Annotated in this window: 14 protein-coding genes; all 14 read left to right on the forward strand. The window is 71.8% G+C overall.

Annotation, left to right across the window (positions count from 1 at the left end; genetic code table 11):
• Positions 1–103 precede the first annotated feature (103 nt).
• The 14 genes from hrcA (at position 104) to recO (ending at position 11,936) form a co-directional block, all read left to right on the forward strand.
• Positions 104–1,129 (forward strand): heat-inducible transcriptional repressor HrcA, encoded by a 1,026-nt coding sequence (gene hrcA, locus ACFY1H_RS31515; RefSeq protein WP_386952402.1) that lies wholly within the window; start codon positions 104–106, stop codon positions 1,127–1,129.
• A 36-nt stretch (positions 1,130–1,165) separates the two neighbouring features.
• On the forward strand, positions 1,166–2,332 hold the full coding sequence (gene dnaJ, locus ACFY1H_RS31520) for a molecular chaperone DnaJ (protein WP_386952405.1): 1,167 nt from the start codon (positions 1,166–1,168) through the stop codon (positions 2,330–2,332).
• Positions 2,333–2,335: 3 nt separating this feature from the next.
• Positions 2,336–3,088, forward strand: a complete 753-nt coding sequence (locus tag ACFY1H_RS31525; RefSeq protein ID WP_386952407.1) for a 16S rRNA (uracil(1498)-N(3))-methyltransferase — start codon at positions 2,336–2,338, stop codon at positions 3,086–3,088.
• A 479-nt stretch (positions 3,089–3,567) separates the two neighbouring features.
• Complete coding sequence (locus ACFY1H_RS31530; RefSeq protein ID WP_366582583.1) at positions 3,568–3,924, forward strand: histidine triad nucleotide-binding protein; 357 nt, start codon at positions 3,568–3,570, stop codon at positions 3,922–3,924.
• Positions 3,925–4,014: 90 nt separating this feature from the next.
• Positions 4,015–5,094, forward strand: a complete 1,080-nt coding sequence (locus ACFY1H_RS31535) for a PhoH family protein (protein WP_366582584.1) — start codon at positions 4,015–4,017, stop codon at positions 5,092–5,094.
• Positions 5,091–5,672 carry an rRNA maturation RNase YbeY gene (ybeY, locus tag ACFY1H_RS31540; RefSeq protein ID WP_366582585.1) on the forward strand — a complete coding sequence of 194 codons (582 nt, stop codon included), beginning with the start codon at positions 5,091–5,093 and terminating at the stop codon, positions 5,670–5,672. The genes ACFY1H_RS31535 and ybeY overlap by 4 nt, the downstream gene beginning before the upstream one ends.
• 9 nt (positions 5,673–5,681) lie before the next feature.
• Positions 5,682–7,031 (forward strand): CNNM domain-containing protein, encoded by a 1,350-nt coding sequence (locus ACFY1H_RS31545; protein WP_366582586.1) that lies wholly within the window; start codon positions 5,682–5,684, stop codon positions 7,029–7,031.
• Positions 7,024–7,359, forward strand: a complete 336-nt coding sequence (locus ACFY1H_RS31550) for a cytidine deaminase (RefSeq protein ID WP_386952412.1) — start codon at positions 7,024–7,026, stop codon at positions 7,357–7,359. Before ACFY1H_RS31545 ends, ACFY1H_RS31550 begins: the two co-directional genes overlap by 8 nt.
• The gene (gene era, locus ACFY1H_RS31555; RefSeq protein WP_366582588.1) at positions 7,359–8,258 is read left to right on the forward strand and encodes a GTPase Era; all 900 of its coding nucleotides are present in this window, start codon (positions 7,359–7,361) and stop codon (positions 8,256–8,258) included. The genes ACFY1H_RS31550 and era overlap by 1 nt, the downstream gene beginning before the upstream one ends.
• A gap of 60 nt (positions 8,259–8,318) precedes the next feature.
• On the forward strand, positions 8,319–8,678 hold the full coding sequence (locus ACFY1H_RS31560) for a CD225/dispanin family protein (RefSeq protein ID WP_366582589.1): 360 nt from the start codon (positions 8,319–8,321) through the stop codon (positions 8,676–8,678).
• On the forward strand, positions 8,675–9,124 hold the full coding sequence (locus tag ACFY1H_RS31565; RefSeq protein ID WP_366582590.1) for a DUF2752 domain-containing protein: 450 nt from the start codon (positions 8,675–8,677) through the stop codon (positions 9,122–9,124). Before ACFY1H_RS31560 ends, ACFY1H_RS31565 begins: the two co-directional genes overlap by 4 nt.
• A 195-nt stretch (positions 9,125–9,319) precedes the next feature.
• Positions 9,320–10,528 (forward strand): RDD family protein, encoded by a 1,209-nt coding sequence (locus ACFY1H_RS31570; RefSeq protein WP_386952416.1) that lies wholly within the window; start codon positions 9,320–9,322, stop codon positions 10,526–10,528.
• A 121-nt stretch (positions 10,529–10,649) separates the two neighbouring features.
• The gene (locus tag ACFY1H_RS31575; protein ID WP_386952419.1) at positions 10,650–11,117 is read left to right on the forward strand and encodes a CD225/dispanin family protein; all 468 of its coding nucleotides are present in this window, start codon (positions 10,650–10,652) and stop codon (positions 11,115–11,117) included.
• Positions 11,118–11,174: 57 nt separating this feature from the next.
• Positions 11,175–11,936 carry a DNA repair protein RecO gene (gene recO / locus ACFY1H_RS31580; protein ID WP_386952422.1) on the forward strand — a complete coding sequence of 254 codons (762 nt, stop codon included), beginning with the start codon at positions 11,175–11,177 and terminating at the stop codon, positions 11,934–11,936.
• Positions 11,937–11,952 lie beyond the last annotated feature (16 nt).

Consider the following 11,952-nt stretch of genomic DNA (forward strand, 5'->3'; position numbering starts at 1 on the left):
TCGCAGGCGGCCGAGACACCACCGTGTCCGCCGGGTTGAGCGCCGGGCACTCAGGCTTCCGTAAACTCGTTGTGAGTAGCGGGTCGAAAGCAGGGAGGTGCCGGTGGCGAACACGGACGAGCGTCGCTTCGAGGTGCTGCGCGCGATCGTGGCCGACTACGTCTCGAACCAGGAGCCGGTGGGCTCCAAGACGATCGTCGAGCGGCACAACCTGGGCGTTTCGAGCGCCACGGTGCGCAACGACATGGCCGCGCTCGAGGAAGAGGGGTACATCACCCAGCCGCACACCAGCGCGGGGCGGATCCCCACGGACAAGGGCTACCGGCTGTTCGTGGACAAGCTCTCGGAGATCAAGCCGCTCTCGGCGGCCGAGCGGCGGGCGATCACGTCGTTCCTCGACTCGGGCACCGACCTCGACGACGTGCTGCGCCGGTCGGTGCGGCTGCTCGCGCAGCTGACCCGGCAGGTCGCCGTGGTGCAGTACCCGATGCTGACCAACGCGGCGGTGCGCCACCTCGAAGTGGTCCCGCTCACGCCGGCGCGGCTGATGCTGGTGCTCATCACCGACTCGGGCCGGGTCGACCAGCGTACGGTCGACCTCGGCGACGTGCTCACCGAGGAGAACGTGCTGCGCCTGCGGACCGTGCTCAACGGCGCGCTCGCCGGGCGCCGCCTGGTCGAAGCCGCCGCGCGCGTGGCCGAGCTGCCCGAGGTGGCGCCGAACGAGCTGCGCGACAGCCTCACCCGCATCTGCACGGTGCTGGTCGAGTCGCTGGTCGAGCACCCGGAGGAACGCCTGGTGCTCGGCGGCACGGCCAACCTCACCCGCAACGTCGCCGACTTCCCGGGCTCGCTGCGGCAGGTCCTCGAAGCGCTCGAGGAGCAGGTGGTCGTGCTCAAGCTGCTGGCCGCGGCTCGCAACCCCGGTGCGGTGACGGTCCTCATCGGCGAGGAAAATGAAGACGAGCAGATGCGCAGCACCTCGGTCGTGTCGATCGGCTACGGCCGGGACGACATGCTGCTGGGAGGAATGGGCATCGTCGGACCCACCCGGATGGACTACCCGGGCACCATCGCGGCCGTCCGCGCGGTGGCCAACTACGTGGGGCAGATCCTGTCCGGCCGCTGACGGCCCGGGCAGAGCAGAAGGAGAAGGCAGAAAAACGTGGCGAGGGACTACTACGGGATCCTCGGGGTGGCCAAGAACGCGTCGGATCAGGAGATCAAGCGCGCGTACCGCAAGCTGGCCCGTGAGCTGCACCCCGACGTGAACCCGTCGGAGGACGCGCAGCACAAGTTCGGCGAGGTGACCACCGCCTACGAGGTGCTCTCCGACCCGCAGAAGCGCAAGATCGTCGACCTCGGCGGCGACCCGATGGACTCGGGCGCGCGCGGCGGCGGTGGCGGCGACCCGTTCGCCGGCTTCGGCGGGCTGGGCGACATCATGGACGCGTTCTTCGGCGCGGCCGGCGGTGGCGGCGGAGGACGTGGCCGGGGGCCGCGCAGCCGCGTGCAGCCGGGCTCCGACGCGCTGATCCGCCTCGCGCTCACGCTCGAGGAGTGCGCCACCGGCGCCGACCGCGAGATCACCGTCGACACGGCCGTGGTCTGCGACCTGTGCCGCGGCGCGGGCACCGCGGAGGGCACCACCACCAAGACCTGCGACACCTGCGGCGGCGCCGGCGAGGTGCAGTCGGTGCAGCGCTCGTTCCTCGGCCAGGTCGTCACGGCCCGCCCGTGCCCGGTCTGCCGCGGCTTCGGCGAGGTCATCCCCGACCCGTGCCGCCAGTGCGGCGGCGACGGGCGCATCCGCGCGCGCCGCAACGTCACGGCGAAGATCCCGCCGGGCGTCGGCGACGGCATGCGCATCCGGCTCTCCGGCCAGGGCGAGGTCGGCCCCGGCGGCGGCCCCGCGGGCGACCTGTACGTGGAGATCGACGAGCTGCCCCACGAGGTCTTCGTGCGCGAGGGCAACGAGCTGCACTGCAACTTCCGCATCCCGATGACCACGGCGGCGCTCGGCGCGACCGTGCCGATCAGCACGCTCGTCGACGGCGACTACGAGCTCGACGTCGAACCCGGCACCCAGCCCAACACCGAGCTCGTGCTCACGGGCAAGGGCATGCCGCGGCTGCGCTCGTCCGGGCGCGTCGACGGCCGCGGCGACCTCCACGTGCACATCGACGTGGTGGTGCCGACCAAGCTCGACGAAGCGCAGCGCGCCCTGCTCGTGGAGCTGGCCCAGCAGCGCGGCGAAGAGGTGCCGACGCTGGCGGCCAACGGCAGCAAGCACGGCGGCCTGTTCTCCAAGCTGCGCACGAAGCACCGCTGACCCGTGCCCGACACCACGCTGCCGGTCTTCCTCGCCACCGCCGTACCCGACCGGGGTTCGGCCGTGCTCGACGGCGAGGAAGCCCGGCACGCCGCCACCGTGCGCCGGCTGCGCGTGGGGGAGCAGCTCGTGCTCTCCGACGGCGCCGGCGCCATGGCCCGCTGCGTCGTCGACGCGGTGCAGACCGGGCGAGACGCGTTCCTCACCCTGACGGTCGTCGAACGCTGGGACGAGGAACCGCCTGCGCTGCGCGTCCACGTCGCGCAGGCGCTGGCCAAAGGCGACCGCGGTGAGCTGGCCGTGGAGCTCGCCACCGAGGCCGGCGCCGACGCGATCGTGCCGTGGCGCGCCGCCCGCAGCGTCGCGAAGTGGGAAGACGGCACGCGCGGCGACAAGGCGCTGGCCCGCTGGCGCGCGACCGCCCGCGCCGCCGCCAAACAAGCTCGTCGCGCCCACGTGCCCGAGGTGATCGAGCCCGTCGGCACCCGCGAGCTCGCCCAGCTGGCCGCCACGATGTCCCGCACGCTCGTGCTGGAGTCGGGCGTGACCAGCCGCCTCACGGAAATCAGCCTCCCGGACACCGGCGACATCCTGCTCGTCGTCGGCCCCGAAGGCGGCATCACCGACGACGAGCTGGCCACGCTCGAAGCCGCCGGCGCCACCACCGTCCGCCTCGGCCCGACCGTGCTGCGCACCTCCACCGCGGCCGCCGTCGCCCTCGGCGCCCTCGGCGCGCTGACCGGCCGCTGGGCCTGACCAACGGACACCGCCACCGGACACGTTGCGGGCCCATTTTGCGGCGAGTCATGGCGCGATCACGCTCCGAGCAGCTACGCTCGTCACCAACGCGCAAGACGTTTCGGCGCGCCACTGGGTGGGTAACCCCTGGTGGCGCGTACCCGAAACCGCGTACGTCACAAGCTCCGCCGGGCACCTCCCCCCTCGGTCCGGCGGCGCCGCGGCGGCGCGGTGGGCCGACCCCCAGGGCCCACCGCCCCCGCGGCATCTCCTCGTCGTCGGCTGTCGTCGACGATCCTGCGGATCGGCTTCGCCGTCCGAGGAGATGCGTATTGTCCGGGGGCCGAGCCCCCGGAACCCCCACGGTGCGGTGGTTGCCAAGGGGGTCGAGCCGCCGGAGCCCCGAGGTGCGGTGGTTGCCGAGGGGGTCGAGCCGCCGGAGCCCCTGCGGTGCGGTGGGCGCCGATCATGGCGGGGCGGGTTTGTAGGGTGGGCGCATGAGTGATGCGGAGACGTTGTTCGAGCGGATCATCGCGGGGGAGATCCCGGCGGATGTGGTGTACGAGGACGACCGGACGTTCGCGTTCCGCGATATCAATCCGCAGGCCAAGGTGCACGTGCTGGTGGTGCCGAAGAAGCGCTACCGCAACGTGGGCGAGCTGGCCGCTTCGGATCCGGAGCTGCTGAGCGCCGTGGTGCTGAGCGCCCGCAAGGTGGCCGAGCTCGAGGGCATCGTGGAGTCCGGGTACCGCGTGGTGTTCAACACCGACGGCGACGCGGGACAGACCGTCTTCCACGTCCACGCGCACGTGCTGGGCGGCGAGCAGCTCGGGTTGTTCGGGCGCCACGCCTAAACCGACCTGCGGTGGGCAGTCGCGAGCAAGTAGCATCGGCAACGTCAGAAGTCCGTCAGGCGAAGCAGCAGAAAGCAGGCCAGAGGCCACGTGGCCGGAACCGCACAGGGTGGAGCCGCCCGACCCGACGCCACCGCCGGCAAGGCGGCGCAGTCGAAGAACGAGGACGCCACCCCCGTGGCCCAGTCCCGCTTCCCCATCCCCGAAGCCGCCGTCCTGAGCCTGCTCGGCTCGCGTGACGAGAACCTGCGCGTCGCCGAGGAGCTCCTCGCCGCCGACGTGCACGTCCGCGGCAACGAAGTGACCCTCACCGGCGCGCCCGCCGACGTGGCGTTCGCCGAACGCGTCTTCACCGACCTCGTGCAGCTCGCCACCGGCGGCCAGCAGGTCGGCCCCGACACGGTGCGCCGCACCGTCGGCATGCTGTCCTCCGGCGACGCGTCCCCGGCCGAGGTCCTGAGCCTCAACATCGTCTCCCGCCGCGGCAAGACGATCCGGCCCAAGACGCTCAACCAGAAGCGCTACGTCGACGCCATCGACAAGCACACCATCGTCTTCGGCATCGGCCCCGCCGGTACCGGCAAGACGTACCTCGCCATGGCGAAGGCCGTGCAGGCGCTGCAGGCCAAGCAGGTCACGCGCATCGTGCTGACCCGTCCCGCCGTCGAGGCGGGCGAGCGGCTCGGCTACCTGCCCGGCACGCTCAACGAGAAGATCGACCCGTACCTGCGCCCGCTCTACGACGCGCTGCACGACATGGTCGAGCCCGAGTCGATCCCGCGCCTCATGCAGGCCGGCACGATCGAGATCGCGCCGCTCGCGTACATGCGCGGCCGCACGCTGAACGACGCCTTCATCATCCTCGACGAGGCCCAGAACACCACGCCCGAGCAGATGAAGATGTTCCTCACGCGCCTCGGCTTCGGCTCGAAAATCGTGGTCACCGGTGACATCACGCAGGTCGACCTGCCCAACGGCCAGAAGAGTGGCCTGCGCGTGGTCCGCGACATCCTCGACGGTGTCAACGACCTCCACTTCGCCGAGCTGACCAGCCAGGACGTGGTGCGCCACCGGCTCGTCGGCGACATCGTCGACGCGTACGAGAAGTGGCAGGCCGTGCAGGACGCCCAGGACCAGCAGCAGGGCGGCTGGAAGGGCAACCGCCGATGAGCATCGAGATCGCCAACGAGTCGGGCGTCGACGTCGACGAGGCGTCGATCGTCTCGGCCGCGCGCTACGCGCTCGACAAGATGGAGGTCAGCCCGCTCGCCGAGCTGTCCATCCTGCTCGTCACGCTCGAAGTCATGGAAGACCTGCACGAACGCTGGATGGACCTGCCCGGGCCCACCGACGTGATGGCCTTCCCGATGGACGAGCTCGACTCGTCGCGCCGCCCCGACGCGCCCGACGCGTCGCCGGCGCTGCTGGGCGACATCGTGCTGTGCCCGGCGTTCGCGAAGGACCAGGCGAAGACCGCGGGCCACGCGCTGATCGACGAGCTGCACCTGCTCACCGTCCACGGCGTGCTGCACCTGCTCGGCTACGACCACGCCGAGCCGGCCGAGGAACGCGAGATGTTCGGCCTGCAGAAGCGCATCCTGACGGAGTTCCAGTCGGCCGTGGCCGAGCTGAACCGGAAGAACGCGCAGCGCAACGCCGACGACCGCGTGCTCGGCATCGCGGGCTTGGACACGCCGGACGTGGCGACGACCCCGACCGCGGCGAAACCGGCCGAGGAAACCCCCTAGGCAGCGATCATGGGCAGTCCCACGGCACAGCTGGTCGTCGCGGTGGCGCTCGTGCTGCTGGCGGGGGTGTTCGCGGCCGCCGACGCGGCCGTCAGCACCGTTTCGCAGGCCCGCACCGAAGGGCTCGTGCGCATCGGCCGGGCCGGTGCGCGCCAGCTCGCCGCCGTCGTCGCCGAACGCCGCCGCCACATCAACCTGCTCCTGCTGCTGCGCCTCGGCTGCGAGCTCACGGCCACGGTCCTGGTCACCGTGTCGTTCCTCGCCTGGTTCGGCAAGCTGTGGCTCGCCGTGCTCGTCTCCGCCGTGGTGATGGTGGTGGTGAGCTACGTGCTCATCGGCGTCGGGCCGCGCACCATCGGCCGCCAGCACCCCTACCGCGTCGGCACGATCGTCGCCGGGCCCGTACGCGTCCTCGGCTCGATCCTCGGCCCGCTCTCGCGGCTGCTGATCGTGATCGGTAACGCGATCACCCCCGGCCAGGGCTTCCGCGAAGGCCCGTTCACCTCCGAAGTCGAGCTGCGCGAGCTGGTCGACCTCGCGCAGGAACGCGGCGTGGTCGAGGACTCCGAGCGCGAGATGATCCACTCGGTGTTCGAGCTGGGCGACACGATCGCGCGCGAGGTGATGGTGCCGCGCACCGAGATCGTGTGGATCGAGCGCACCAAGACCGTGCGCCAGGCGCTCGCGCTCGCCCTGCGCACCGGCTTCACGCGCGTGCCGGTGATCGACGAGTCCGTGGACGACATCGTCGGCGTGGTGAACATCAAGGACCTGATGCCGGCGTACATGGACCCGGACGGCCCGAGCACGGTCGTGGACCAGGTCATGAACCCGGCGAGCTACGTGCCCGACTCCAAGCGGCTCGACGAGCTGCTCAAGGAGATGCAGCGCACGCACAACCACATGGCCATCGCGGTCGACGAGTACGGCGGCACCGCGGGCCTGCTGACCATCGAGGACATCCTCGAGGAGATCGTCGGCGAGATCACCGACGAGTCCGACACCGACGAGCGGCCCGACGTCGAGGAGCTCGAGGGCGGCGCGGTGCGCGTGTCGTCCCGGTTGAGCGTCGACGACCTCGGTGAGCTCTTCGGCATCGACCTCGAGGACCACGACGTGGAGACCGTGGGCGGGCTGCTCGCGGAGCGACTGGGTAGGGTCCCTCTTCCGGGGGCCGAAGCCGAGGTCGCCGGCCTTCGGCTGTTCGCCGAAGGGGGCAAGGACCGCCGTGGCCGCATGCGGATCACGTCGGTCGTCGTCCACCCGGCCGACGCGGACGCCGTGACCGAGTCCGGCACGCGCCGGCGCACCCGGGTGCCCCAGCCCGAAGAACGCGACAGGAGAGTCGAACATGCCTGACCTCGACGCCGAGGACCAGAAGCTCGTCACGCTGGCCCGGTCGGCACGCGCCCGCGTCGGCGCCGAGGAGGGCGCGGCCGTGCGCGACACCGACGGCCGGACGTACACCGCGGTGACCGTCGACCAGCCGTCGTTCAAGCTCACGGCCGTGCAGGCTGCCGTCGCGGCCGCGCTGTCCAGCGGCGCCGAAGGGCTCGAGGCGGCGGCCGTGGTGACGGGCGACGCGCTGGTGCAGGAGGCGTCGGTGCAGGCGGTCCGCGACGTCGCGAAGACCGCGCCGATCATCCTGGCCGACCCGACGGGCGACGTCGTCGAGGTGCTGCGCTGATGGCCGGCGCACACCGCTCCGGCTTCGCCTGCTTCGTCGGCCGTCCCAACGCGGGCAAGTCGACGCTCACGAACGCGCTCGTCGGCTCGAAGGTCGCCATCACCTCCAGCAAGCCGCAGACGACGCGGCACGCGATCCGCGGCATCGTGCACCGCGAGGACGCGCAGCTGGTCATCATCGACACGCCCGGCCTGCACCGCCCGCGCACGCTGCTCGGGCAGCGGCTCAACGACGTGGTGCACGAGACGTGGTCCGAAGTGGACGTCGTCGGGTTCTGCGTGCCCGCCAACGAAAAGATCGGCCCCGGCGACAAGTTCATCGCCGCCGAGCTGACGAAGATCGCCCGGCGCACGCCGGTGATCGGCGTGGTGACCAAGACCGACCTGGTGAAGCCCGAGCAGGTGGCCGAGCAGCTGCTGGCGCTGCAGGGCGTGATGGAGTTCGCCGACCTCGTGCCGGTGTCCGCTGTGGACGGTTTCCAGGTGCAGACCGTGGCCGACCTGCTCGTGGCGCGGCTGCCGGAAGGCCCGCAGCTCTACCCGGGCGGCGAGCTCACCGACGAGCCCGAGATGACGCTCGTGGCCGAACTGATCCGCGAGGCGGCACTCGAAGGCGTGCGTGACGAGCTGCCGCACTCCATCGCCGTGACGGTGGAGGAGATGCTGCCGCGCGAAGGCCGCGACGACCTCGTGGACGTGCACGCGTTCCTGTACGTGGAGCGGCCCAGCCAGAAGGGCATCATCCTCGGGCACAAGGGTGAACGCCTGCGTGAGGTCGGAGCCGCGGCGCGCAAGCAGATCGAGGGCCTGCTGGGCTCGAAGGTGTACCTCGACCTGCACATCAAGGTGGCCAAGGACTGGCAGCGCGACCCGAAGCAGCTGCGCCGCCTCGGCTTTTGACGCCGCGCTGCGGGCGGTAGCGTCAGTACCCTCGCCCACGACCGACAGCAGGGGGACGCGATGACCGGCCCGTACCCGCCACCCGGCGGGCCGTACCCGCCGCCTCCCGGCGGCCCGTACTACTACGGCGGCCCACAGCCGAACTTCCCGCCGCCGCCGGACAACCGGCTCGTGTGGGGCATCCTCACCACGATCTTCTGCTGCCTGCCGCTCGGGATCGTGTCCATCGTGAAGGCCAACGAGGTCAACTCCCTGTGGTACCAGGGCCGCTTCGCCGAAGCGCAGCACGCCGCGGACCAGGCGGGGAAGTGGGCCATGTGGTCGGCGCTGGCGATTCCGATCGGCATCGTGGCGTACCTGCTGGTGGTGCTGTTCGTGTTCCTGATCGCGGGGACGTCCGCCGGGTTCTGGTCGTCGTGAGCACCGTCTACACGGGAATCCCGGCGCGGGGCGCGCGAGCCACGGCGCGGGCGCTGGCGGGCCCGGCGGCCGTGGTCGCGGGCCTCGGAGTGTGCTGCGCGGCGGTGTGGTTCGGCGATCCGACGACGCCGGGCGGGCCGTTGCCGGTGTGCCCCACCAAGTTCCTCTTCGGCATCGACTGCCCGGGCTGCGGCGGCATGCGGATGGCCTACAGCCTCATGCACGGCGACCTCGCCGGCGCCGTGCACTACAACGCGGTGGCGCTCGTGTTCGTGGCGCTGTTCGCGTGGAGCGGTGTCGCGTGGACCGTCGGGCGTCTGCGCGGACGGGCGGTCCGGTCGTGGCTGCACTGGCGCCGCACGCCGCTCGTGGTGGCGGTGGTGTTCGCGATCTGGTTCGTGGTGCGGAACCTGCCGTTCGCGCCGTTCACCGGTTTGTCGGTCTGAGTTTCCCTGCCGCCGGAACCGTCTTCGCTTCCCGTTCGTCGTACGGGTTTCCGGCCGCCACCCGGTGCGGGCGCCTACCTGGGCCGACCTCGTCCGGACCAGGTACGCTCCCGCGCACCGGCCCGTCCTCATCGGACTCGGCCGGTTCTCGCGTGCCACCGCACGCGGGTCAGGACGAGCGAGGGGGAGAACACGATGACCGATCCCTACGGCCGGCCCATGGGGCAGCCGCAGGGCCAGCCGCCCTTCGGACAACCGCAAGGGCAGCAGCCGTTCGGAGCACCCGGCGGCTTCGGCCAGCAACCGCCTTCGGGCGGGTTCCCCCAGCAGCCCGGCGGTTTCGGGCAACAGCCCGGTTTCGGGCAGCCGGGTCAGGCGCAGCCGGGCTTCGGCCAGCCGGACGCGCAGGGCCAGCCGGGCTTCGGACAGCCCGGGTTCGGTCAGCCGCCCGCCGGTGGTTTCGGCCAGCCGCCCGCGTTCGGGCAGCCCGGCGGGTTCGGCCAGCCGAACCCGTACGGCCCGCCCGGCGGCGCCTACGCGAACTGGGGCCAGCGCGCCGGCGCCTACCTGATCGACTTCGGGCCGTTCCTCGCCGCGATCATCATCGCCCTGCTCGTCTCGATCGCGTCGTGGAGCGCCGGGGCGATCATCTACGGGCTCGCGATCTTCGGGAACATCGGCTGGCAGATCTACAACCGCTGGATCACGGCCGGGAACACGGGGCAGTCGCTCGGCAAGCGCGTCGTCGGCATCAAGCTCGTCAGCGAGGCCACCGGGCAGCCGATCGGCGCCGGCATGGCCTTCCTGCGCGACCTCGCGCACGTCCTCGACGGCTTCCTCTGCTCGCTCGGTTACCTGTGGCCGCTGTGGGACGCCAAGTCCCAGACGTTCTCGGACAAGATCGTCGGCACGATCGTCGTGCCCGCCGACGCCGCGCCCGCGGGCCCGGCGGGGCAGCCGGGCTTCGGCCAGCAGCAGCCCTTCGGCGGCGGGTTCCCGCCCGCCGGGCAGCAGCCGGGCGGGTTCGCCCAGCAGCCCGCCGGGTTCGGCCAGCAGCCGAGCGGGTTCGGCGCGCAGCCCGGGTTCGGGCAGCCGGCCGCCGGCGGTTTCGGCCAGCCGGGCCAGGCGTCGTCGGGCGGTTTCGGCCAGCCGGGTGCCCCGGCGAGTGGCGGGTTCGCGCAGCCGGGCGCCGAGTCGCCGGGCGCGACCGCGTTCGAGCAGGCCGAGCCCACGCAGATGCTCAAGCCGGGCGGCGGCGCCGCGCAGCCCGAGAGCGGCGCGTTCGACGGAGCCGAGCGCACGCAGATGCTGCAGCCGGGTTCGCCGGCCGTGGAAGCGCCCGCGCCGCCCGCGGAGACGCAGAAGATCCAGCCGGGCGAGTTCGGCCAGCCGCCCCAGCAGTGACCCGCGAAGCTGCCGCACCGATCGACAGCGCCGGGCCACGGCCTCGATCGCGCAGGGGCGCGGACCAAGACCCGCGGCGGGGGGAGCTCGCCGGAAGCACGAGGAGTTTGGGGAACCAGTCATGACCAATCCGTACGGTCAGCCGCAGCCGCCCTACGGCCAGCAGCCGTATGGCACGCCGTCCGGCCCGATGCCGACCCCGTATGGCCAGCAGGGCCCGTACGGCCAGCAGGGTCAGTTCGGGCAGCAGGCGCCGTTCGGGCAGCCCGGTTACGGCCCCGGCATGGGGATGCCGCCGGGTGGCGACATCAACGCCATCAAGGAGCACAAGGGCTGGGCGATCGGCTGCATCTTCCTGATGTGGATCCTCGCGATCTTCGCGATCATGAAGTCCAACGAGGTCCGCACCTTCAAGATGCAGGGCAACTACGCGATGGCCCAGCAGGCGTCGCAGACCACGAAGACGCTGTGCCTGATCGCCACGATCATCGGCGGCATCGGCTACGCCCTCGCGATCACGTTCCTCATCATCGGGATCGTCGCGGCGACCACGGTCACCACGTACTGCACCGGCTACTACGGCTGCTGACGCGCCCAACCAGGGTGTCACCGCCCCGGCATCGCCCGGAAGTGGGACGATGTCGGGGTGGTGAACCTCTACCGCGACACCGGAGTGGTGCTGCGCACGCACAAGCTGGGTGAGGCCGACCGGATCGTCACCCTGCTGACCCGCCGGCACGGGAAGGTCCGTGCCGTGGCCAAGGGCGTGCGCCGCACCTCGTCGCGGTTCGGGGCCCGGCTGGAGCCCTTCGGGCACGTGGACATGCAGTTCTACACAGGCCGCACCCTCGACGTGATCACCCAGGTCGAGACCGTGGACGCGTTCGCGCTGCCGCTGGTCGCCGACTACCAGCGCTACACCGCGGCCAGCGCGATCGCGGAGACGGCCGACCGGCTCTCGGCCGAAGAGGGTGAGCCGGTCCTCAAGCTGTACCTGCTGGTCGTGGGTGCGTTGCGTGCGCTCGCGGGCGGCGAACGCGACGCCTCCCTCGTCCTCGACGCGTTCTTCCTGAGGGCCATGGCCTACGCCGGCTGGGCGCCCGCCATCACCGAGTGCGCCCGCTGCGGCCTGCCCGGCCCGCACGCCGCGTTCAACGTGGCCGCCGGCGGCTCGATGTGCCCGGACTGCCGCATCGCGGGTTCCGTGCACCCCGCGCCCGAGGTGCTCACCCTGCTCGAGGCCCTGCTGCACGGCGAATGGCCGGTGGCGGAGGCCTCGCACGGCGTGACCCGGCGGGACGCGTCGGGCCTGGTGGCGGCCCACCTGCAGTGGCACCTCGAACGCCAGCTGCGTTCGCTTCCGCTGGTCGAAAGGCGTGCCCGGGAGACCGTGACACCGGCCAAGTAGGGTCTTGCGCGTAGGA

Origin of the sequence: Amycolatopsis sp. NPDC001319, from assembly GCF_042896185.1 — a bacterium.
In the GTDB taxonomy this organism is placed as follows: Bacteria; Actinomycetota; Actinomycetes; order Mycobacteriales; family Pseudonocardiaceae; genus Amycolatopsis.